Origin of the sequence: Baekduia sp. (genome assembly GCF_035318805.1) — a bacterium.
Lineage (GTDB): Bacteria > Actinomycetota > Thermoleophilia > Solirubrobacterales > Solirubrobacteraceae > Baekduia.
This window is the reverse complement of record NZ_DATHDY010000042.1, coordinates 86,590-108,097: the sequence shown is the minus strand read 5'-3', so window position 1 is coordinate 108,097 and position 21,508 is coordinate 86,590. Positions and strand designations below refer to the sequence as shown.

The window sequence follows — 21,508 nt, the reverse complement described above, 5'->3', positions numbered from 1 at the left end:
GGCCTCTGCCCACTGATCGGAGGACAGGACGAGCGCGCCGCCGCCGTCGTTGACGCCGGGTGAGTTGCCGGCGGTGTGCGAGCCCTCCTTGCCGGTCAGGCCCGGGAGCTTGCTCAGCGCCTCGAGCGTCGAGCCGCGGCGCGGGCCCTCGTCGACCTCGACGACGGTGTCGCCTTTGCGGCCCTTGATCGTGACGGAGGCGATCTCGTCGGCCATGCGGCCCTCGTCGATCGCGGCCAGCGCCCGTTCGTGGCTGCGCAGCGCCCAGCGGTCGAGGTCGGGGCGCGTGAGCTCGAGCTGGTCGCCGATCTCGGTCGCCTCGTCGAACATCTGCCGGCCGCTGAACGGGTTGGTCAGCCCGTCGTGGACCATCGCGTCCAGCGCCTTGGCGTCGCCCATGCGGTAGCCAAAGCGCGCCTGGGGCAGCAGATACGGCGCCCCGGACATCGACTCCATCCCGCCGCCGACGCCGACCGTGACATCGCCGGCGCGGATCGCCTGGTCGAGGATCACCGTCGCGCGCAACCCCGACGCGCACACCTTGTTGACCGTCTCCGAGGAGACCTCGTTCGGGATCCCGGCCTTGATCTGGGCCTGACGCGAGGGGACCTGCCCCTGGCCGGCCTGCAACACCTGACCCATCACGACATGATCGACCTGGTCGGGCGCGACGTCGGCGCGCTGCAGCGCCGCGGCGATCGCCGTCGCGCCGAGCTCGGTCGCAGCGACGGTGGACAGGCCGCCGCCGAGCTTCCCGATCGGGGTACGCGCGGCGCCGAGGATGACGGTCTTGGGCATGGACCCGCAGCCTAGGCGCGGCCAACGGCCACCCCTACCGACTCCGGGCCAGCACCTCCCGAACCTTCGGCCAGTCAGCTCCGTCGTGTACGTCGCCGACGACCGTGCAGCGCCGTTGCAACGCCCCGGGTCTACAACGGGAGAGCGATGATCACTCCCTCCGCTCGCGCCGACGCGTCGCCCGCTCTCGTGCCACAGCCGCCGCACCCGGCCACGTGGGTGCCGCCACGGGCCAGCGTGACGCCGCTGCGGGTGGCGGAGCCCGTCGAGCCGGCGGCCGGCGACGAGCGCCCAGTTGGCCGCGCGCACGAGATCCGCGCGATCATCGCCGACGGTCAGCGGCTGGTCCGCTCCGGACTCCGGCGGCTGTTCGAAGAGCAGCGCGACATCGCGGTCACGGGCGAGGCCGAGAACGGCGATCAGCTCATGGCGCTCGTGCGCAGCGCGCAGCCGGACGTGGTCGTCATCGACGCGGGGCTGCCCGGCGTCGACGGGTTCGAAGTGACGCGGCGGATCCTGGCCGAGTCGCCGTCACGAGCCGTGGGCGTCGTGCTGCTCGTCGGCGGCGAGGACGACGAGGTCGTGCTCGCCGCGCTCGAGGCGGGCGCGGGCGGCGTCCTGGCCAAGGAGAGCGAGGCGCCGGAGTTCCTGCGGGCCGTGCGGGTGGTCGCCCACGGTGGCGCCACGCTCGGTCCGGAGCTGACGCCCCGGCTCATCGCGTGGCTCCTATGTCACACGGCCTGCCGCGGGGAAGGTCCCGCCGAGCTCTCCGAGCTCACGCCGCGCGAGCGTCAGGTCATGGCGCTGGTCGCCGCCGGGTTGAGCAACGACGAGATCGCGGAGCGGCTGGTCGTCACGCCGGCGACCGCCAAGACGCACGTCAGCCGCGCCCGCCGCAAGGTCGGCGCGCGGGACCGCGCGCAGCTCGTCGTCTACGCCTACAGGAACGGCTTGGTCGCCGCCCCCCGCGCGGTGGCCGAGGACGGCGAAGCCGGGGTCGTACGCCAGCCGCGGGCTCGATGGACGACGCCCGCATCTCACGAGGAGCGTCGCTCTGCCTGACGCGGCTCGACGGAACGATCGCAACGAAGCGCCCGGTCGGACGCGGAGGACCGACCGGGCGCAGGGAGGGAGGAGGAGAGGACCGCGTGTCAGGGCATCGGGTGAGCCATGAAGAACGTGTACATGGCGGCCGTCTCGTCCGGACCGGCCGGGTCCGAGTACTGCTGGCAGCCGCATCCGCCGGACCACGCGTGGCCCATGCCGGCCACGAGCCAGGACTGCATCAGCTCGCCCTCGTCGCGGTCCGAGTAGGTGGTCACCGTGTAGCCCTGCCCGCCGGACGAGGTGCCGTGTGTCACGGCGGTGGGCTGGACCGGGACGGAGCCGTCCTTGCCGCCGCCATCGGCGTAGTCGTCGGTCACCTGCCACTGCTGCACGAGCTGCTGGGCGTTGACCGGTGGCACCGTCGTGTCCTGGTCTCCCTCGAACAGGATCACCGGCATCGGCCTGGCGTGGCTCCCCATGGCCTGGTAGGCCTGCTGTCCGGCCGCGACCGGGTCGGCGCTCTTGTAGCCGGCGCAGGCGGCCGTCGCCGCGTACTCACAGCCCGAGCCGATCCCGGCGGCGGCGTACAGGTCGGGGTACGTCGCGGCCATGACGGAGGCCATCGCGCCGCCGGCCGACAGCCCGTTGACGTAGATCCGGTGGGGATCGACGGTGTAGTGCTGCTGGACCCACTGGGTGATGCCCGCGATGAGGGCCGGCTCGCCCTGGTCGCGCGCCATGTGGGCCTGCTGGAAGAAGTTCCAGCACTCCAGGTTGTTGCCGCTGTGGCTCTGCTGCGGGAACACCACGATGAAGCCCTTGGCTTCCGCGAGCGCGTCCCAGCGCGTCAGCTGGCGGAACACGTCGGCCGTCTCGGTGCACCCGTGCAGGGCGACGACGAGCGGCACCGCCGTGCCGGCCTTGTACGTCGACGGGACGTAGGCCTGGTAGTCGAGCGCGCCGGCCGAGCCCGTGTAGGTGCCCGTGAACGTCTTGCCGGCAGCCTGGCCGGACGTCGGGGTCGACGTCGGGGGTGCGGTCGTCGTTCCACCGCCCGTGACGGGGAGGGGGTTCCACGTCGGCTTCGTCGGGTTCGCGCCGACGGGGAGGCTTGGGAGCTTGGGCAGCCCTGGGATCGTGGGCAGGCTCGGCCACGTGGGCCAACTCGGGACCGTCCAGCCCGTGGCAGCTCCTGCGGCGGTGGGCCATAGGGCGAACGTCAACACGCCCACGAGGCAGATCGCCGCCGGCCACGTGCTCCGGAGTCGCCGCGCCCGTCGTCGTCGTGCGTCGTTGGTGGGCGGCCCCGCGCCCCGGATCATCCGTGAATCGGTGTCGTACGGCAGCATGCTTCGTGCTCCTCTCGGGCTTCGTGCCCGGTGGATCGGCGTATGCGCCAACCGTAATTCGGGCGGACGGCGCAATGAAATGCGTGATAACAAGAACCTGGCGGCTCCCGCTTCGTAGCCCCTACAGACGGCCTGCGGCCCGGCACGCCGCTGCGGCGTACGTCTAGGGGTGCCGTAGGCGGCCACCGAGGCGGAGGCCCACGACGGCCGGCCGTCGCCGCCGGAGGTGGGTCCCCAGTCGCGACAGCGACACAGTTTCCTAGGGCGCCAGGCTCGTGGCCTCACGGATGCGATGCGGGGAGGCCATCGGCAGCCTGCGGATGGACATCTCGACCATCAAGGAGGCCCGGCTTGCCTCGCCCCAGAGCGATCGCGCGGCAGATCAACGACGACTTCGACCAGTGGACGGACGCCTACGTCGACTGGATCGAGGAGTGCATCAACGTCCAGGAGGCGTATGAGAGCTGGTGCAGCTCCGGCACCGGCGAGGACGCGGACCTCGCGTTCCTCGTCTACCGCGCCGCACTCGATCGTGAGGAGCAGGCGTCGATCCTCATCGCCGAGCTCGCACCATGACGACGCGCGCGAGCGCACGCGAGGATGCTCGGCGCGCTCGGCGGTCACACGGGAGCGGTCGACCGTCGACCGCGCTGGGGACGCCGTCCCCAGCGCTGCCTCCTCACGCCACGCGCCGCCGCGCGACCTCGCCGTAGTCCCGGGCCGGATCGCCCGCGGCAACGGCGTCGTCGGGGACGATGCGCAGCTCGTCGCCGTCGGGATTCGGCGCTGCCTGGGCCGTGCCCGCCCAGGTCTCGACGCGCCCCGCCCACTCGTCGGCTGCATCCCGGCGACGCGTCGTCCGCACGCCGGACGCGCCGGTGGTCGTCGCGGGGCCAGCTCCATGTTCGCTCACGTGCGTTCTCCTGTTCTGGCGGGCGCGAGCATCGTCGACCACCACGTCCCTGCGGCCCACTGAGCCGGAGGGCAGCATCCGCCCCTCCGGAGGACAGCCTCGAGCCGGCGGCTACGTCGCATCGCGTCCCTGGACCGCCGGGCACGCATCGGCGGCGTGTCCGCCGGCCCGCAGGTGGTCGAGGATGAGGTCGGCCTCGCGCAGCGGGCGGTCCAGCAGCGCGGGGAGGGGGAGCTCGGGCGCCGGCTCGCCGACGACGCCGCCGATCGGCGCCCGGGCCATCAGGCAGCGAGCCTCGGCTCGCTTCGATGCTGCGTGGCCGGCGGCACGAGCCACCGGCGCCACGGCATGGCTGGCCCGCCGTCGCTGCTGACGCCCCCGAACGGGCCGGCCGACGTAGTGCGGGGATCGCAATGCCCTGCGCATCACGCGAGCGGCCCTCGGGTAGCGGTAGAGCCGGAACGGGCTCGCCGTCCGGTTGCCCTGGTTGTAGGCGAGCATCCGCACGCGGGGATGGGCTGACACCCAGGCGAAGAAGCGCCGGATGAAGCTCGCGTCGTCGCGTCCCCACATCGCCCACTCGCCGAAGACGAACGGCTTGCCGGCGTACCGTGGGGTGGAATAGAAGCGATCCAGCCCGTTGAAGTTCGGAAACCGCGAGTAGAAGTCGGTGCCCACCCAGTCCACGTAGGCGCCACCTGGCCAGTAGCTCGCCGGACCGTTGCCCGCGACGTTCGGCGAGCCGGCGGTCATCGGCGTCCACTGCAGGGTGACCTGCGGACGGGGCAGCCAGCGGGCCGGCCCCGTGGCGGCCCTGCGCAGGCTGGGCATCCCGAGGGCCCGGAGCCGGGCGTCGATCGTCGCGATGCGTCCGCCCTTCACGACCAGGTAGACGCGCCGCCAGGCCTGACGGAACCAGAACTGGGTGTGGGCGGAGTCGCGGGCGCGGCCGTCGCGGCCGTAGGCGCTGTAGGGGTTGGCGGCGTTGTTCATCTCGCCGAACGGCCGCAGGTACACCGGCCGCCCGTAGGCCGCGAAGTCGCGCCGCAGGGAGGACAGGTAGCGGTCACCCCGGCCGAGCGCGATGTCGCGCGGGGTGATGCGCTCCCGGGTCCCGGGGCCGTTGTAGGTCGAGAGATGCACCATGAGCCCGGCGCGGGCATCCTGGGCGCGCCGGTAGGCGTACTGGAAGGAGTCGCCCCAGTTGACGAAGAACTGGAACACCGCGGGCCGCTTGCCGGCCGCGCGCACGTAGCCGTCGACGGTGCGCCCACCGGTCACGCCCACGAGCACCTTCCCGTGGGGTGCTCCATAGGGCTGCGCCGAAGCGGGTGCGGCGATCGCCGCCAGGGTGGCGACCACCGCGGCGACGAGCACACAGACAGCGATCTGGGCGCGGGCGCGCGCCCGCGTTCGGGATGACGAGCGTCTGCTGGGCAATGGGGCCCCCGGGGGCGGTGAAGAGCTTTCAGCCGGACGCGAACCTGCCCAGCAAGGACGTCACGAATTGTCCGGGCGGCCGCCCTCCTTGTCATCGCTCTACGGGCGACAATTCCCAGTACCCCCAGGGGTGTACGGTCGACCGGATGCACGCTACTTTGGTGATCGATCCGGTCTTCTGACTCATGAAGAGTGCGGCGCGTGGGAGGACCGGCGTGCCACGGCGGGGGCGGAGCCGCCGCCGTCCTGGATCGCATGGACGACGGCCAAGGCGCCGTCGATGGGGATCGCGAATCCGTCAGGCGTGGCCTGCGGGCCCGGCGGGTCGCCCGCCGCGGCGGTGTCCATGCCGATGACCTGGCCGCCGGCGTCGATCAGCGGGCCGCCGGAGTCGCCGGGCTCGATGCGCGCGTCGGTCTCGATGAGATCGTGCAGATGCTCGGGCTCGAGGCCGTTCTCGTCGGTCACGGTGATCGACCGGTGCAGCTGCGTGACGGTGCCGGCGCTCACCGACGGCGCGCCGCCGACGCCGCCCGCGTTGCCGACGGCGGTGACCGCATCTCCGACGGCCACCGTCGACGAGTCGCCGAACGTCGCGGGCGTGAGCGCGGGCGCTCCGAGGACCTGGAGCAGCGCCACGTCCTGGTCTGCGTCGGCGCCGAGCACCCGTGCCCGGTACCGGCGGCCGCCGGGCACCGTGACCCGGATCCGCCTCGCGCCGCGGATCACGTGGTTGTTGGTGAGCACCGCGCCCTGCGGGGTGACGACCATCCCGGTCCCGGCCGCGATCGTGCCGGTGTCTCCGACATGGCCCGTGATGTCCACCACGCCGTCGACCATGGCCCGCACGGGCGCCGGCGACCCACCGCCAGGGCCGTCCGCCGCCGTCGCGGCGCGCATCGGCGAGCTCGAGGGGGGCGTGCCGGCGAGGGCGAGGCCGGCGGCCAGGACGACCGGCCAGCGGCGGCCCAGGGCGGTCGCGATCGCGACGATGCCGTCGACCGCCATCTAGTAACCAAGCGTCTTGTAGCTGATGTGCGTGCAGCCGTGCAGCTGGTAGATGCGACGGGACCTGTGCGACAGGTACACGATGGTCTGCCGCGAGTGGCACGTGATCGAGCCGTAGCCGAAGTGGGCGTGGACGACGTCGGCGCCGCCGCCGGTGTCGATGGTGTTGTGACCGTGGCTGGCGTAGATGAAGTCGCGGCCGGCGCCGCCCTGCAGGACGTCCTGCTGCGTGGTCGGCTGCCCTGAGGGCTTGTAGTCACCCCAGATCACGTCGCCCGCGTTGCCGGCGTAGATCGTGTCGTTGCCGTGGCCGCCCAGCAGCTCGTTGTGGAGGTAGGGGAGCGGGGCGACGATCGGGCCGCTCTCGTCGAGCTTGTGCATGACGAGCGCGCCGTCGATGTTCGGCCAGCCGGCGTGGCTGGTGTTCGCGCCCGCCATGGGCGCGATGCACGTCGACAGCAACAGCAGGAGCAGACCGGGCAGCAGGACACGGCGCATGGACGGCACCACCAGACCAGAGGAGGGAACGGGCGCGACCGGACGCGGGCACCGGCGCGGTGCCCGACGGACCGCGCGTGCTCGCTCAGCGATGAGCTGATCGCAGCATGCAGGCGTCCGGGTCATCACGGTACCCGCCGGCCGTGGCCTGCGCCCGCCGTCCTTCGGGCGGGTAGGCGACCGCCCGAGGGACAGGGCGGGCGGGTCGGTGCCGGAAGGGTCAGTCGGAATCGGCACTCCGGACAGCTCCCGACACGGCGGCCGCGACGCACCATGTCAGAGATGACGTCGACGTCCACACCTCTCCGGCGCACACGGCCCTCCCGTGTGGCGGCCGGTGACGGTCGGGCGCCTGCACCCGGCCTGACCCGCCCGGGCGAAGGGTGACCGACGCCGGCGCGCGGCGGGTTCACGCCCGCCGCGCGTCCTGCTGCACTCGCGCCATCGAAGCCCTGTCGCAGACCGAAACGGAGGATCGCCATGCATGACCCGCACACGACTGCACTCGAGGTCGATCTCGGCGAAGCCCGGCGCCGGCTTCGGCTGGCCCGAGAGCAGATGGCCGCGCACGCCACGACCGAGCACGTGCGGTCCGCCGGGGCGCGGCGGCACTGGCCGAGTCACGGCGCCGCCGAGCAGGCCGGCCGGTAGGAGACTGTGTCGCTATCGCGACTGGGGACCCACCTCCGGCGGCGACGGCTGGCCATCGTGGGCCTCGGCCTCGCTGGGCCGCCTACGGCACCCCTAGCTGTGTCGCTATCGCGACTGGGGACCCACCTCCGGCGGCGACGGCTGCCCATCGTGGGCCTCGGCCTCGCTGGGCCGCCTACGGCACCCCTAGCTGTGTCGCTATCGCGACTGGGGACCCACCTCCGGCGGCGACGGCTGGCCATCGCGGGCCTCGGCCTCGCTGGGCCGCCTACGGCACCCCCAGTGGCGAGCGCGGCCCTCGGCCGAGGGCCAGCGCGGACCGGTCACGCGGTCAGCGGGCGACGCCGGCCGCCGCGCCTACGGTGCGGCGATGCAACGATCGGTCACGGCGGGCGCAGGCTGGCAGGTCGAGTCGTGGGAGCAGCCCTCGGGGCGCACCGGCTCGCAGGACGCCAAGTTGGTGTGGCTCGACCCGACCGCGGGCCGGCTGCGCGTGGCGGCGATGGACGGCGTGACGCCGAGCCTGCGGTGTCGCACCGTCGCCGGCGTCGACGGCGCGATGTACGCGGCCGCGGTCGTCCGCCTGGCGCTGCAGCGAACCGAGGCTGCGCTGGACGAGTGCGTGCTGGCGGCCAATCGCCACCTCCACGACGCGGCGCTCTCGCGGTCGCGAGACCAGATGCAGGCGTGCGTGACGGCCGTCGAGCTCTTCCCCGACGGCCACGTCGACGTCGTCCGCGCAGGCGACTGCGAGGCGTGGGCGCGTACCGAGCGAGGGTGGGTCTCGCTCGGATCCGGCAGCGCGCTGACCCGCGACGTGGCCGCCGAGTGGGCGGACTGGCAGCGCCGCAACGCCACCGTCAGCCGCGACGTGCGCCACGACGCGGAGGAGCGGTTCCTGGGTCGCCGGCTGGCGTGGACGTCGACCGCGGTCGGTCGCTTCGCCTCACCGGTGCTTCAGCATTTCAGCGCCGACAGGGTGCTCGAGCTGGTGCTGGCCAGCGACGGGGCCCGCCTGTCGGAGCTCGTGCTCGACGACCTGCCGTCGTGGCTCGGCGGCCTGCGCCGCTGGGAGTCCCAGCGCCGGCATCTGGGCCGGGCGGCCGAGAAGGTCCACGACGACGTGACGGTGCTCCGCCTGCGCCCCAGCCCGGTGGCGGCGGTCGGATCGACGCCCCGGGAGGCCCTTCCGGGAGGAGTCGACCTGGGACGACGGGCGGCGTGACGGTAGTGGGGAGAAGTGCAGGACACACGGTCCCGAGGGCCGGTCCAACGCGGGGTCACGAGCGGGCATCGTGTTGACGGTGGGCGGCATCCGCCGCTCGACGAAAAGGAGATCACCATGTTGTCCATGAAACGGCGTTGCGCCGCAGCCACCGCCGCTGTCGCCGCCCTGGCCGTCGCGATGCCGGTGGCGGGTGCCGGCGCGGCGATTCCACTTCCCTCGCTGCCGCCGCTCGGCGCCGGCATCAACGTCAACAACCTGTGTCCGACGCTGCCGGGATTCCTGAACATGGGCCCGACCGGCCCGCTCGGACCGCTCGGCGCCTACGGGCCGCAGCACAACGCGAACGACCTGCCGACCGGGTGCGCCGCGTTCAACCTCGGGCCGAGCGGGCCGCTGGGCCCCCATGGCGTCTTGGCCGGCGCCCCGACGGGCTGAAGCAGCCGCAGGTGACATCGCTGTCCCGGTGGGCAGGCCACGCCCGCCCACCGGACAGCTCGCCGCGGCCGTGATGGACGCCAAGCTTCCGCGACCTCGTTGCCCACTACGCGCCTTCGCCCATGCCCCGGGGGCAGCGACGAGCCAGTAGTCGAGCCCCGGTCGGCGGAGAGCAAGGAGCTACAGCACGCATGTCATCACGCACCCGTCGGGCCGCAGCGGCGGCGCTCATCGGCGTCCTCGCCGGCAGCCTTCCCGTCAGCGCCGTCAGCGCCGAAGCCGGCACGGACCACGCCAACGCCGACCGCAGCATCGGCCCGGTTGGTGCCAGCCAGCCTCCCGATGCGCCGCCCGATCCCGCAGCAGGCGGCGGCGACGGGACCGCGCCGCCGGACGGCGCCCCGGACGGAACCGCCCCAGCGTCTCCGAGCAGCGAGCAGGCCGGCGGTCCGCAATGCGGGCAGGTGATCTTCACCGACTCGCTGCCCGACACGCTGCCCGCCGCGCTCAGCTGCGGCCCGGTGACCATCAACATGACGGTCAACACGGTGACCACGACCACCACCATCACGACGGTCAGCGCTCCGATCACCGCGGCCGGCGGCCCGATCAGCACCGAGGTCGCCAGCCCGGCTGCGGTCGCGACCCCGGCGGCGGCCATCACGCCCGCGTGCCGCCCGGCGGCCAGCAAGCCGAAGGCCACGCGAACCAAGCGCAGGGCGAAGGCCAAGCGCCCCAAGCGCAAGGCATCCACCACCACGGTGGTGCTCCAGCCCAGGAAGGAGGCGCGACCGGTCAGGATCGTCGTGCGTCTCCGGCCGCGCCTGGGCCGCTGATCGGCGCATGGACGACGCGCTGTCTCGGCGGGCCGGCCATACACTGCTCGGGCGGCACGACGAGCTGGCGGTGCTCGACCGGCTGGTCTCCGCCGTGCGGGCGGGGCACAGCGGCGCGCTGGTCGTGCGCGGCGAGCCGGGCATCGGGAAGTCGGAGCTGCTGCGCCACGTGATCGAGGTTGCGTCGCCGGCCTGCCGGGTCGAGCGGGCGGCCGGTGTGGAGTCCGAGATGGAGCTGCCGTATGCGGGCCTGCATCAGCTGTGCGGGCCCCTGCTCGACCGGATGGACCGCCTGCCCGGCCCGCAGCGCACGGCGCTCGAGGCGGCATTCGGGCTGTCGGCGAGTGCGGCGCCGGATCGCTTCTTCGTCGCGCTGGCGGTGCTCGGCCTGCTGTCCGACGTGGCCGCCGAGCAGCCGCTGGTGTGCGTGGTGGACGACGCGCAGTGGCTGGATCGCGCGTCGCTGCAGACGCTGGGCTTCGTGGCGCGGCGGCTGGGCGTGGAGTCGGTCGCGCTGGTGTTCGCCGTGCGCGAGCGCGACGACGAGCTCGCGGGCCTGCCCGAGCTGAAGGTCGGCGGCCTGCGCGGCGACGATGCGCGCGCGCTGCTGAGCTCCGTGCTCCTCGGGCCGCTGGACCGGCGCGTGGCGGACCGCATCCTGGCCGAGACCGGCGGCAACCCGTTGGCGCTGCTGGAGCTGCCACGCGGGCTGACCGGAGCCCAGCTGGCGGGCGGGTTCGTCGTTCCCGACGGCGTGCCGCTGTCGGGCCGCATCGAGGAGAACTTCCGGCGGCGCATGGAGCACCTGCCGCCCGACGCGCGGAGGCTGCTGCTGCTCGCGGCGGCCGAGCCGGTCGGCGACCCGGCACTGCTGTGGCGCGCGGCGGCGCGGCTCGGCATCCCGCCCCACACGGCGAGCGTCGCCGAGCGCGAGATGCTGATGGAGATCGGCACGCGGGTCAGGTTCCGGCACCCCCTGGTGCGCTCGGCGGTCTATGGGGCCGCGTCTGCGGCGGAGCGCCGCGACGTCCACCGGGCGCTGGCTGCTGCCACCGACCCCGAGGCGGATCCGGATCGCCGTGCGTGGCATCGTGCGACCGCGGTCGCGGCGCCCGACGCCGCGGTGGCCGACGAGCTCGAGCGCTCGGCCGGCCGGGCGCAGGCGCGTGGCGGCCTGGCGGCGGCCGCCGCGTTCCTCGAGCGTGCGACCGCGCTGACCGTCGACCCCGCGCTGCGGGCCGAGCGGGCGCTGGAGGCCGCCCAGGCCAAGCTCGAGGCCGGCGCGCCCGCGGCCGCGCTCGGGCTGCTCGCGCTCGCCGAGGCCGTGCCGCTGGAGGAGCTGCAACGCGCGCGCGTGGACCGTTTGCGGGGTCAGATCGCGTTCGCCTCCAGCCGCGGCGCCGACGCGCCGCGGCTGCTGCTGCGGGCGGCGAAGCGGCTGGAGCCGCTCGACGGCCGCCTCGCGCGCGAGACGCACCTGGACGCGCTCCAGGCCGCGATGGTCGCCGGAGCGCTGGGCGACCGCATGCTCGAGGTGGTGGCGCGGTCGGCGCGTGCGGCGCCGCGCGCGCCGGGGCCGCGCATCGCGGCGGACCTGCTGCTCGACGGGGTCGCCGTGCTGTTCACCGACGGGCACGCAGCGGCCGCCCCGCTGCTCGAGCGCGCGCTGGCCGAGACGCCCGACGAGACGTGGACGCGCTGGCCGTGGCTGGCCGCGATGATCGCGTGGGAGCTGTGGGACGTCGAGACCTACTCCGCGGTCGCGGAGCGCCAGGTCGCGCTGGCGCGCGAGGCCGGCGCGATCACGACGCTGTTCCCGGCGCTGTCGATGCTCGCGGTCGCGTGCGTGCACGCGGGCGACTTCGAGGCCGCCCAGGCGCTGCTCGACGAGGCGGCGGCGCTGGCGGACGTGACGGGCGTCACCCCGTGGGCCTACGCGCGGATCGTCCTGTCGGCGTGGCAGGGCCGCCAGCCTGACGCGCTCGAGACGATCGAGGCCGCGGTGCGCGACGCGAGCGCCCGCGGCGAGGGGCTGTTGCTGGCGTTCGGCGAGCTGTTCACGGCGGTGCTCCACAACGGCCTGGGGGACTATCCGGCCGCCCTCGTCGCGGCGCGCCAGGCGTCGAACCGCATCGGCCTGGGCTTCGTGGCTCGGGCGCTGCCCGAGCTGGTCGAAGCGGCCGTGCGGAGCGGCGAGCCCGACGCCGCGGCGGCCGCGCTGGCGCGCCTCCGCGAGCTCACGCGCTCCCACGTGACCGACTGGGCACTCGGCGTCGAGGCCTATGCCACCGCGCTGGTCGACGGCGACGAGCATGCGGACGCGCACTTCCGCGCCGCGGTGCAGCACCTGACGCGCGACGGGCGCGCCGCGTACCTGGCGCGTGCCCATCTGCTCTACGGCCAATGGCTGCGCCAGCAGGACCGGCGCAGAGAGGCGGCCCAGCAGCTGCACCTGGCCCACGACCTCTTCGCCACGATGGGCGCGGAGGCGTTCGCCCGGCGGGCGGCGCGCGAGTTGCTGGCCACCGGGGAGAAGGTCCGCAACCGGACCGGCCAGATGTCGCGGCCGCTCACCGCCCAAGAGGCGCAGATCGCGCAGCTCGCGCGCGACGGCCTCTCGAATCCCGAGATCGGCGATCGGATGTTCATCAGTCGCCGCACCGTCGAGTACCACCTCGCCAAGGTGTTCACGAAGCTCGGCATCCGCTCACGCAGGGAGCTCGAGACCGCGCTCCCGGCGCACGCCAAGCCCTAGGCGAAGCCTCGCCCAGGGGCTCCTAGAGTGGTTGTCCGAGCGCTGACACAGAGGCGCGAAGCCGATCGACCGCTCGACGGTACCGACCGGCACGGTCGTTGACGAGATGCTCATGGGCGAGGGGTAGACGACCGCTTCGTCGACTAAGGCGTGCGGACCCGGTTGACCGACATCACGAGGACGAGCCACTACGGCAGTCGGAGTTGTTGGGGTTGCGGTGGCGTCATGTTGATTGGGTCGCTCAGCGCATCCGCGTCCGCAATGCCTACGTGCGTGGCGAGCATTCAGGCGAGGGGAAGTCCGACGAGTCGACGCGGCGATCGGTGCCCGTGGCCGACGAGGCGTTCGACGTCCTGAAGGTCTGGCAGCAGAGGAGCGCCTACCGCGCACCGGACGATCTGGTCTTGTGTCATCCCGAGTCCGGCAAGCAGCTCGACCAGCCGTCGGAGCGCGAGGTGGAGATGGTCGACGAGGCGTTCTCGCGACGCCGCGCGGTCTAGCGATCCTGTCGGACCAGCTCGTCGATGACGATCGCGTCGAGCGCTTCGTGGTCGTGGGTAGTAGCGGCCCACCAGGCCGACTTGTAGGCGTCGTCGTCGGCGAGGTCGATCAGCGGTCGCAGGCCGTCGAGCATCAGCAAGTAGTTGCGCAGATGCCATGTTGTACGTGTGTTGCCGTCGAGGAACGGGTGGGTGTCGTATACGTCGACGGTCAACGTGTTGGCCTCGGCGACGATGATCTCGACGAGCTCCTCGTCGGACTCGTAGGAGCGGTGTTCGCGGCGGTAGGACCAGTTGTCGCACGCATTGACCAGCGCCGGGACGATCGCGGGCACCTCCACGGCGGTGCCCTTACGGTTGAGCACCATGCTGGTGCGCGGATGGCCGGCGTCGTCGGGGAACGTCGTCTCGAACCAACGGCGGTGGATGTCGAAGACCAGGTGGATGTCGACGGCGCGCCGGATGTCCGACTCCGCGAGAGCGGTCAGCCAGCGCAGGACGTCCTGGCCGCGCTCGGCGATCTCCCGGGCGGTGGCGAGCGGGTCGTAGTCGAACCCGGGCGATGCCTGGAACGCGCCCGGCACTGAGACAGAGCGGGAGAGCTACGCCGCGCGCGGAGGGCGGGTGGCGGGCCGAGGCGCTGCCTCGTCCGCGATCTGGTGAGGCGCTGCGTCCGCAAGCCGCATGGCCGTATCCGTCGATGCCTCGATCTCGTCGTCGGTCAACTCGAACGACGGGCGGGCGCGATCGGCCAACCGGCGCTGCCGGTTCTCGGCGAGGCGAGAGAGCTTGGATCGGTCGACGGACATGGGTCAAAGGGTACCGAGCGAGGCGGTCTTCGGCGAGCTCCTTAGACCATGGCCAACGCACCGCGGCACCTTGCATGCGCATGAGTCTGAAGCAATCGCTAGTGGATCGTTACGACTACGAACGTCCGTTCCGTCCACGATCATCGGCGCATGGTGCCAGTTAGACGAGCCACTGCCGCTGATCTCATAGCGACCATCCCGCAATCGGCGACGCGGGCACGGGTCGAGGCAAGTTTGCCCGAACGACTCAAGCGGGCCGAGCTTCCGCCGCTCGACGGGGGAGCCGCTGAGATCGCGAAGATCAAGCAGGAGATCGCGCTCGACCTCGCGCCGTACGATGCGATGCACATCCTCGCCTGCCTGACGGTCACCCAGTTGTTCACGCGCTCGGAGATCTACAGCGAGTTGGATGACGATTCGGCCGCGACGATCGAGTGGGTCGCGTCCGTATTGCTGGAGCGGCCGTCGCCGTTGCCTACCGCAGAGCCTGCCCCTCCTGCGACGATGAGCGCGGCGATCCAGCGAACGCTTGATCGGACCCGAGGCATCACGATGCAGGCGATCATGGGGGCGCGCCGCCGGCGCGACCAGGCCACAACCGCACTAGATGCAATCGCGGCTGAGGTCGAGGTTCATGACGCCGTCTCCCGGTGGCCAGGGTACGCCGCGCAGGCGCGGATGCTTCTCGAGCGGCTGGCCGAGAGCGCGGACGTCGCGACCTTTCTCCGTGGCGAGATCGGATTCGATCTCAGCCAGGCTCTGCAAATCGAGGATGCGGTCGGACGCTTCTTGACGGCGCGGTTCAACGCACATGGTGAGCGTACGGCTCACGTCGTCAAAAACTTGGAGGCGGAATTCGACGCTCATCCAGAGGCGGTGCCGGCTGCGCTCAAGGTGAGCGACGAAGGGGAGCGCGCGCACCGTGGGCTCTGGATGCTCGCCCAAGAGCACTTCTCCGAACGCCTGCGCGATGCACTGCTCGTGACGGCTGATGATCTCGCGGCCGAAGCCGAGATCGAGGTCAGAGTCGTCGAGGCGTTCTTGCGAGCGTTCTCGAGCAGCTTCGGCGACACGAAGGGCACCAGTCTCCTGACAGGCCGGAACGTCGTCCGGAAACGGCCATTCGTTACCGTCGGCGACGGTCGCTATCTGCTCACTCTGCCGGGCAACCTGCTCTGGAGCATCCGTCCGCTGGCGGAGGCTGGCATGAAAGCCAACGCCGCGATCTTCCACAAGTACGAGTCGGCGCGGTCTCGCTATACGGAATACGAGAGCGCACGCCACTTCGCAACGGCATTGAGAACCGATCAGGTCTGGACCAACGTCGGGTACTGGCTCGACGGGGCGTGCTACGAGGCGGATGTACTCGCGCGCGTCGATGACGTGTGCGTCGTCGTCGAGGCGAAGTCCGGTGAGCTGACGGGCAAGGCGTGGCGCGGACGAAAGGCAGACCTAAAGCGCGACTTGGACAAGCTGCTTGGCGAGAGCAGCATTCAAGCTGGCCGCCTTGCCGCTGAACTTCAAGCGCGTCGAATTCCTGAGTTCGTCGACCGAGCGACAGGAGCAGCCCTGACGATCCCGCTCGAGGGAGTCGATCGCGTCGAGTCCGTGGTTGTGACGCTGGAAGGTCTTGGCTTCGTCGGCCTGCTCCTCCCGCAGCTCCGGGAGGCCGGGGTCCTCGACGAAGGCGAGCCGCCATGGATCGTCTCTCTGTACGACCTCGAGGCGATTGCTGGCTCGTGCGCGCACGCGGCGCAGCTCACGTCATACATCCGCCACCGCCGAACGTTGGACCCGCGCGTGGAGTTCGTCGACGAGTGCGATCTATGGATGTTGCATCTCAAGGAGACGCTCGACTTCCGCGCGGTGCGCGGGCGCGTCATCCTCGTCGACGGTCGAAGCGACGACCTCAACCAGTCCTGGATGTTCGGTGCCCGCACGCCAAAGATGAAGCTCGACAAGTTGTCAAAGCGACGACTGCGCGAGCTGGATCGCAAGCGGCCCGCAGGCTTCATCGCCGCCGGCGAGAGCGTCATCGCGGACGCCCAACGTGGTCGTCGGCCCAAGGTGCAGGTGTTCTAGAAGAGCTACCAGAGCGGCCCCGTCGACTGGAATACGAGGGAAGACCCGCCTGATCTCGCCATGTTCACTCCAGTGTCCCTCTTGGCGGCTGCGTCGTCAGTTGAGGAGCTCGTCGGTCGACGTCGCGGGGCATGATGTCGTCTCGCGTCCGCGTCCGATCCGCCCCTACCGGGCCTCCGTCGGGAGGTCGTTGAGGAAGCGGACTACCCGGACACCGCCGTCGTCGTGTACGAGTTCGCCAAGGACGTCGCGGCGTTCGCGAACGCCGAGGGCGGGGTGATCCTGATCCCGGCCACCAGCCGCCGGGAGGGGGCCGCCGAGGTGATCGACGAGGTCCGCGAGCTGCCGCGCGACCTCGTGAGCCCGCAGTCGTGGCTCGACCACATCGGCGCGAAGGTCTACCCGGAGCCGGCGGGCGTCGACGTCGTGTTCGTCGGCGCCGAGCGGGGTCAGCTCCTGGTGATCGTCCCGGCGCAGGCGGACCCGCGCAAGCCGTTCCTCGTGCGGAACGCGGTCGAGGGCGATCGCGTGCTCTCGCACGCGATCACGCATGCTGCAGGCGCTGGTGGCACGTGCGCGCGCCGCCGGCCTGCAGGTCGACGTGTCGGGCAAGGGGTTTCGCATCAATGTGCCGGGCGAGCTGCCGATCGACCTCTCGGTCGCCGACCTGCATCCGAAGCTTGAGCCCATGGCCCTACACGGCATCCTCGAGCGCCTCGCGGAGCACGGCGTCGAGAGTCGCCGGACGTCCTCGGGGCTGCTGGTCTTGCCCGCCTGACGGGCGGTGCACGGCCCGGGTCTGCGGCTAACGACCAGCCGGCTCGGAGCCAGCGGGCCCCGGCCCGAGCTCAGGCCGACTCGGTGGCGGCGCAAGTTCGCCCGGCCGCTTGTCCTCGCGGCGCCGCCATCCGAGCCGCAACCGCCGCGCTCCTCTCGGGCGCGGATCCCGCACGAGCTGCTCGGCGATCGTCTCGAAGCGGTCCGTGATCCGGGCCAGCTGCTCGGGCGAAGCGCCGGCCGCGCGCGCCTCGGCGAGCACCGCCGACAGCGCGACAGCATCGCCCCGCGCCCGTTGCTGGCGCAGGCCGTGGTGGGCGTCGGCGGCGACGAGGCGCAGCTCTCGAATCGTGTCGTCTTGCTCACCCATGGTCAGTCATCGCTTCCAGCGCCATACGTACCTCGACGACGACGTCGGTGGCGCCCGCCACCGCGACGGCGGCCAACACACCCGCGGCCAGCCGGATGCCGGGGAACAGTGGCGCGGTGCTGCGCAGCGCGTCGTCGGGCGGGAGGGACGCGCACGCGCGCAGGCATCGCTGCAGCGACAGGAGCGCCGAACGCCCGGACTGGCGCGGCCGCTCGCGCCGGACGCTTCCGACCCAACGCTCGGCGTTCGCGGCGCTTTCACGGTCATGGATGGACCCGAGGGCGTGGAGACCCTTCAGGACGATGTCGTCGGACCCCATGGCAGCGATGAGCGCGGCGCGTCCCCAGCGATGCAACGCGACGTCGGCCAGCTCGAATAGCGGCCACGCCGCCGTGATTGCCGACGCTGGAGGCACCGGAGTGTCGCGCAGCGCGCGCCTCAGCCTTGTGCCCTGCTGGCTGTCGAGCTGGTCGTACAGGGACGTGAGGAAGTACGCGGTGATGCTCGGCGGCTCGTCGTCTGTGACGGCCACGGAGGTGAGTCGCACGAAGCTGGCGCCCGCTCTGCGCCCCTGCTCGGCGGCGACCCCGTCCCACAGCACCACGTGGATCGCCGACGGGTCGACCTCGGTGGGGAGCACGGTGCGGAACAGATCGAGCTGGCGTTGCACGTCGTCCTCGGAGACACGCCAGAACGCGGCGAAGTCGCCCGACGTCAGCGGTTCGTCCTGCTGCTCGGCGGCCTGGCCCCACTCGTCGATGAACGCGAGGACCTCGCGCGCCGCCTGGGGATCCCCGGCGCGGGCGCGCACCAGGTCGTCGAGCGGACGCCCGACCTCGCCGGTGAGCGGTAGCCGGATCGCGCGACCGTCCGCGCGGCTCCCGAGTGGCGCGTCAGCGCCGAAGTACATCGCTGCGCCCGTGAGCTGCGCCTCGTGCAGCAGCGCCTCGACCTCGTACTGCTGCACGGTGATCGCGTCCGCGCCGCCGCCGGGCCGGGCAGCAACGAGCTCGGAACGCAGCTGCTCCCAGCTTGCGGCGGTCGCCAGCTCCCGTTGGGCCGCACCGGGACCGAGCACGGCCGCTGCCGCGCGGATCGCTGGCTCGCGCAATCCGGTCGCCATCGCCGGATCCACACGCACCGCGCGCTCGCACAGGCGGATGCCGAGCGCGGCGGCGTGACCGCGCGCAGCATCGGCGATGATCACGCGGCGGGCCAGCCGCCATGAGCCCAGCGCCAGGTGCGGGGGCCGGGCAGCCGTGCCGTTGGACGCGAGCCCGACCGCCAGCCGAGGCGCCTCCCGCGTGCGGGCGAACCGCTCGCGCTCGAACGCCATCACCCGGCCGGTCCGTTGCGGCGGGATCGGCTCGCCCCGGCCGACCCCGGCCAGGGCCAGCAGCGCCGACGTCGGCGCGGGCACCTGAAGCTCCTCGAGTTCGATGCGCAGGAGCTCGGGGATGGACGTAGAGGGGGGCGGGGCCATGGCGACGAGTGAATAACTAGGGTGAATAACCATAGCCATCGTGTAGTCCGCCCGTCAACCTTCCGGCGGATCCCCTGTCTGGCCTCAGCTCGGGCTGCTCGCGTGTTCGGCGGCGGGCTCGGGCATCTGGCATACCTCTCCGGATCGCGCTCCCCTGTCCCGTGCGCCGGGTGAACTCGTCTGCGGTGGATCGTCGGTTCTCCGATACGCAGCCGCTGGCTGGTGGCCACCCTCCGGAAATGTGGGTGGAAGGTCTTGGAGGGGCGCGTCTTCAATGACGCCCTGCTGTTCAAGTCCGTCCAGCCGGAGGAGGGCGTCGTGGTCGCCGTCGAGATCCGCAAGGCGCGAGGCGACCCCAGGGAGAGGGCCGGCGTCGAAGTCGCTGCGACTGATCAGCAGCAGGCGCGCATCTGCGAGCGCCGGGACCGGAAGGGAGGGCCGCCGATCCGGCCGGGGGGGCCCGCGCAGGTCGAGCCTCCGGCCGGCGCTGCCGACGACCCGCTGAGGTCTGTCGCCGAGGTGGTAGCGGCGCTGCGCGCCGCGGACGTGACCGCGCGCGATCCTGGCGCGGATGTGGCGGCCGGACCCGCGCGCGCGGCGGTCGATCGACCCGGGCGGTCGGCCAACCCGGAGCGCACCCGACCGGCGCCCTAGCTAGGCGCGGCCGTTCATGGCACCGATCGCCGCCGCGACCTTCGCCGGGCCGTGCGTGTCGCCCATGACCAGCGTGTAGTGGTTGACGCCGGCGACCGTCTCGACGCGGGCCTCGGGATGGCCGGCCGCGAAGGCGTCCAGCAGCTCGGCGGAGATGAGGGGGTTGTCGGCCTCGTCGAAGAGCCCGCGCTCGGCCCGCAGCACCTGGACCGGGACGTCCGGGCCCACCCGATCGAGGGCCAGCCGGGTCCGGTCGTCGAGCACCATCTCGGCGCTGTCGACGCGCACCGCCGTCGCCGAGGCGACGCACCGCGCCCCGTGGTCCTCCTCCACCAGGTCATAGCGGGCGTAGGCCTCGACGTCGTCGTCCCACGTGCCCGCGAACGCGGGGTGGCCGCGCCACCCCTCGACGTAGACGTCCGCCGACGGGAAGGTGATGTCCAGACGCATCACGGCGTTGTGCACGGTCGTCTGCAGCAGCTGCTCCCGATCGTCGGGCGGAGGCAGCGGCAGACCGGCGTCGAGGAGGACGAGCCCCGCCACACGCCGCGGGTGCTCGGCGGCGAGGCGCGCCGCGACGTAGGCACCCATCGAGTGCCCCACGAGGACGGCACGCTGCGCTCCGACGCTGTCGAGCACCGCGATCAGGTCCTCGACGTGGGTGGCGATCCCGTACGGGCCCGGCAGCGTCGCGCTGCGCCCGCGCCCCCGCAGGTCAGGCGCCAGCAGGCACGTGCTCCCGGATGCGGCGAGCCGGCGGGCGACGGCTCGCCACGTCATGAGCGAGGCGGTGACGCCGTGGATCGCCAGCACGACGGTCTCGGCCTCGTCCGCCGGCGTTCCGGCGCGCGCCACGTGGAGCGCGCCCCCCGCAACCGGGACCTCGAAGCACTGCTCGAATGGATCGCGCCGGCACGGTGGCGGACGATTGTCGACATGGTCGGGCTGGTGACTTGTCACCAGCACAACATGTCGCACAACCGGCGCCCAGTCGGCTGACCGTCGTGACGGCGCCGACTGGACGCCCGGAGGGCGTGTACGGGTCGACGGCGTGCGTCAGTGGAACTTGATGACGTCGACCTTGACGTCGCTCACCGTGAAGTCCTCGCCGCTCTTGGTGCACGAGTTGTTGAGCGTCGCGGTGATCTGATGGGAGCTCGACGCCGACGGCTCCATCACCGAGGTGACCACGATCGGCATCGTGACCGTGGTGGACGCCGGGGCGGTCGGGGCGACGGCGAACGTCGCCGGCTTGCCGTCGACCTGCAGCATGAGCGCGTTCCCGAAGGAGCCGGTGCACGCCGACGGGGTCGTGATGGTCGCGCTGCCGGTGACGAGGTCGACGTCGCCCGGGGCCTGGGTCCACGTGCCGCCGTCGACCGGGACGTTCGTGGTGGCGCCGTGCGGCGCGCCGACCGTCTGGGTGCCGCGGGCCCGGACGACGATCGCTCCGCTGCCGTCCGCGCCCGCCGGGCCGGCCGGGCCGGCCGGGCCCGGGGTGCCCGCGCGCCCGCCCGCGCCCTCGGTGCCCTTGCTGCCGTTCGCTCCGGCCGACCCCTTGGCCGCGGCGTTGCTCGAGGCTCCTGACAGGGCGGCCAGCGTTCCGTGTGCGAAGTCGGCGCGCTTCAGCGTGCCGTCGATGACGTTGCGCCCGTCGACGCTGCCGGCCGCGAGCTTGCCGTGGGTCACGGCGGCGGGCGCGAGGACGCGGCTGGTGACGCTTCCGGGCGTGAGGCGCACCGCCGCGTACGACGTGCCCCCCAGTGCGGCGAACAGCGCGAGATATCCGACGAGGTTGTCTCGGAGATGGCAGATGAACCGGCGGCGCATGGAGGACCTTTCCAGGGGGAGGCGACGGTGGTGGGGCCGGAGTCG

Annotated in this window: 24 protein-coding genes; 11 read left to right on the top strand and 13 right to left on the bottom strand. The window is 72.4% G+C overall.

What is annotated here, in order from left to right:
- The coding region (locus VK501_RS10280) for an acetyl-CoA C-acyltransferase (protein ID WP_324337277.1) at nt 1–798 on the bottom strand (798 nt) is incomplete at its 3' end.
- 147 nt (nt 799–945) lie between these two features.
- On the opposite strand from VK501_RS10280, the gene VK501_RS10275 reads away from it, so the two are divergent.
- Nucleotides 946–1,860 carry a response regulator transcription factor gene (locus VK501_RS10275; RefSeq protein ID WP_324337275.1) on the top strand — a complete coding sequence of 305 codons (915 nt, stop codon included), beginning with the start codon at nt 946–948 and terminating at the stop codon, nt 1,858–1,860.
- An 89-nt stretch (nt 1,861–1,949) separates the two neighbouring features.
- On the opposite strand, the gene VK501_RS10270 is transcribed toward VK501_RS10275, so the two are convergent.
- The gene (locus VK501_RS10270; protein WP_324337273.1) at nt 1,950–3,194 is read right to left on the bottom strand and encodes a PHB depolymerase family esterase; all 1,245 of its coding nucleotides are present in this window, start codon (nt 3,192–3,194) and stop codon (nt 1,950–1,952) included.
- A gap of 351 nt (nt 3,195–3,545) precedes the next feature.
- Between VK501_RS10270 and VK501_RS10265 the strand changes: the two genes are divergently transcribed.
- Entirely contained in the window at nt 3,546–3,770 is a 225-nt protein-coding gene (locus tag VK501_RS10265; protein ID WP_324337271.1) for a hypothetical protein, read from the top strand.
- Between the two features lie 103 nt (nt 3,771–3,873).
- Here VK501_RS10265 and VK501_RS10260 read toward each other — a convergent pair whose 3' ends face one another.
- The 4 genes from VK501_RS10260 to VK501_RS10245 form a co-directional block, all read right to left on the bottom strand.
- A complete protein-coding gene (locus VK501_RS10260; RefSeq protein WP_324337269.1) occupies nt 3,874–4,107 on the bottom strand; it encodes a hypothetical protein in 234 nt (77 codons plus the stop codon).
- Between the two features lie 111 nt (nt 4,108–4,218).
- On the bottom strand, nt 4,219–5,484 hold the full coding sequence (locus VK501_RS10255) for a hypothetical protein (protein ID WP_324337267.1): 1,266 nt from the start codon (nt 5,482–5,484) through the stop codon (nt 4,219–4,221).
- A gap of 246 nt (nt 5,485–5,730) precedes the next feature.
- Nucleotides 5,731–6,555: a S1C family serine protease gene (locus VK501_RS10250; protein ID WP_324337265.1), complete on the bottom strand. Its 825-nt coding sequence runs from the start codon at nt 6,553–6,555 to the stop codon at nt 5,731–5,733.
- Nucleotides 6,556–7,053 (bottom strand): hypothetical protein, encoded by a 498-nt coding sequence (locus tag VK501_RS10245; RefSeq protein ID WP_324337264.1) that lies wholly within the window; start codon nt 7,051–7,053, stop codon nt 6,556–6,558. It abuts the gene before it with no gap.
- Nucleotides 7,054–7,533: 480 nt separating this feature from the next.
- Between VK501_RS10245 and VK501_RS10240 the strand changes: the two genes are divergently transcribed.
- From VK501_RS10240 to VK501_RS10215, 6 genes are all read left to right on the top strand, one after another.
- Nucleotides 7,534–7,704, top strand: coding sequence for a hypothetical protein (locus tag VK501_RS10240; RefSeq protein ID WP_324337262.1), 171 nt, complete (start codon nt 7,534–7,536; stop codon nt 7,702–7,704).
- Nucleotides 7,705–8,074: 370 nt separating this feature from the next.
- Nucleotides 8,075–8,929 (top strand): hypothetical protein, encoded by an 855-nt coding sequence (locus VK501_RS10235; RefSeq protein ID WP_324337261.1) that lies wholly within the window; start codon nt 8,075–8,077, stop codon nt 8,927–8,929.
- 126 nt (nt 8,930–9,055) lie between these two features.
- Complete coding sequence (locus tag VK501_RS10230) at nt 9,056–9,367, top strand: hypothetical protein (RefSeq protein ID WP_324337259.1); 312 nt, start codon at nt 9,056–9,058, stop codon at nt 9,365–9,367.
- A gap of 191 nt (nt 9,368–9,558) precedes the next feature.
- Nucleotides 9,559–10,203: a hypothetical protein gene (locus VK501_RS10225; RefSeq protein WP_324337257.1), complete on the top strand. Its 645-nt coding sequence runs from the start codon at nt 9,559–9,561 to the stop codon at nt 10,201–10,203.
- A gap of 7 nt (nt 10,204–10,210) precedes the next feature.
- Nucleotides 10,211–12,958, top strand: a complete 2,748-nt coding sequence (locus VK501_RS10220; RefSeq protein ID WP_324337255.1) for a helix-turn-helix transcriptional regulator — start codon at nt 10,211–10,213, stop codon at nt 12,956–12,958.
- A gap of 98 nt (nt 12,959–13,056) precedes the next feature.
- The gene (locus tag VK501_RS10215) at nt 13,057–13,458 is read left to right on the top strand and encodes a tyrosine-type recombinase/integrase (RefSeq protein ID WP_324337253.1); all 402 of its coding nucleotides are present in this window, start codon (nt 13,057–13,059) and stop codon (nt 13,456–13,458) included.
- Here the strand turns inward: VK501_RS10215 and VK501_RS10210 are convergent.
- Nucleotides 13,455–14,042 (bottom strand): Fic family protein, encoded by a 588-nt coding sequence (locus tag VK501_RS10210; RefSeq protein WP_324337252.1) that lies wholly within the window; start codon nt 14,040–14,042, stop codon nt 13,455–13,457. The genes VK501_RS10215 and VK501_RS10210 overlap by 4 nt on opposite strands.
- 18 nt (nt 14,043–14,060) lie before the next feature.
- A complete protein-coding gene (locus VK501_RS10205) occupies nt 14,061–14,267 on the bottom strand; it encodes a hypothetical protein (RefSeq protein WP_324337250.1) in 207 nt (68 codons plus the stop codon).
- Between the two features lie 150 nt (nt 14,268–14,417).
- Here VK501_RS10205 and VK501_RS10200 point away from each other — a divergent pair, with 150 nt between their 5' ends.
- A complete protein-coding gene (locus VK501_RS10200) occupies nt 14,418–16,349 on the top strand; it encodes a hypothetical protein (RefSeq protein ID WP_324337248.1) in 1,932 nt (643 codons plus the stop codon).
- A 165-nt stretch (nt 16,350–16,514) separates the two neighbouring features.
- Here the strand turns inward: VK501_RS10200 and VK501_RS10195 are convergent, their stop codons facing one another.
- On the bottom strand, nt 16,515–16,901 hold the full coding sequence (locus tag VK501_RS10195; protein ID WP_324337246.1) for a hypothetical protein: 387 nt from the start codon (nt 16,899–16,901) through the stop codon (nt 16,515–16,517).
- Here VK501_RS10195 and VK501_RS10190 point away from each other — a divergent pair.
- Nucleotides 16,900–17,127 (top strand): hypothetical protein, encoded by a 228-nt coding sequence (locus VK501_RS10190; RefSeq protein WP_324337245.1) that lies wholly within the window; start codon nt 16,900–16,902, stop codon nt 17,125–17,127. The genes VK501_RS10195 and VK501_RS10190 overlap by 2 nt on opposite strands.
- Before the next feature lie 27 nt (nt 17,128–17,154).
- Here VK501_RS10190 and VK501_RS10185 read toward each other — a convergent pair whose 3' ends face one another.
- The gene (locus tag VK501_RS10185; protein ID WP_324337242.1) at nt 17,155–17,496 is read right to left on the bottom strand and encodes a hypothetical protein; all 342 of its coding nucleotides are present in this window, start codon (nt 17,494–17,496) and stop codon (nt 17,155–17,157) included.
- On the bottom strand, nt 17,489–18,979 hold the full coding sequence (locus VK501_RS10180) for a hypothetical protein (RefSeq protein WP_324337240.1): 1,491 nt from the start codon (nt 18,977–18,979) through the stop codon (nt 17,489–17,491). Before VK501_RS10180 ends, VK501_RS10185 begins: the two co-directional genes overlap by 8 nt.
- A gap of 255 nt (nt 18,980–19,234) precedes the next feature.
- On the opposite strand from VK501_RS10180, the gene VK501_RS10175 reads away from it, so the two are divergent.
- A complete protein-coding gene (locus VK501_RS10175; protein WP_324337238.1) occupies nt 19,235–19,633 on the top strand; it encodes a hypothetical protein in 399 nt (132 codons plus the stop codon).
- Here the strand turns inward: VK501_RS10175 and VK501_RS10170 are convergent, their stop codons facing one another.
- Both VK501_RS10170 and VK501_RS10165 read right to left on the bottom strand, forming a co-directional pair.
- Nucleotides 19,634–20,488 (bottom strand): alpha/beta hydrolase, encoded by an 855-nt coding sequence (locus VK501_RS10170; protein ID WP_324337237.1) that lies wholly within the window; start codon nt 20,486–20,488, stop codon nt 19,634–19,636.
- A 201-nt stretch (nt 20,489–20,689) separates the two neighbouring features.
- A complete protein-coding gene (locus VK501_RS10165; protein ID WP_324337236.1) occupies nt 20,690–21,463 on the bottom strand; it encodes a hypothetical protein in 774 nt (257 codons plus the stop codon).
- Nucleotides 21,464–21,508: the final 45 nt, after the last annotated feature.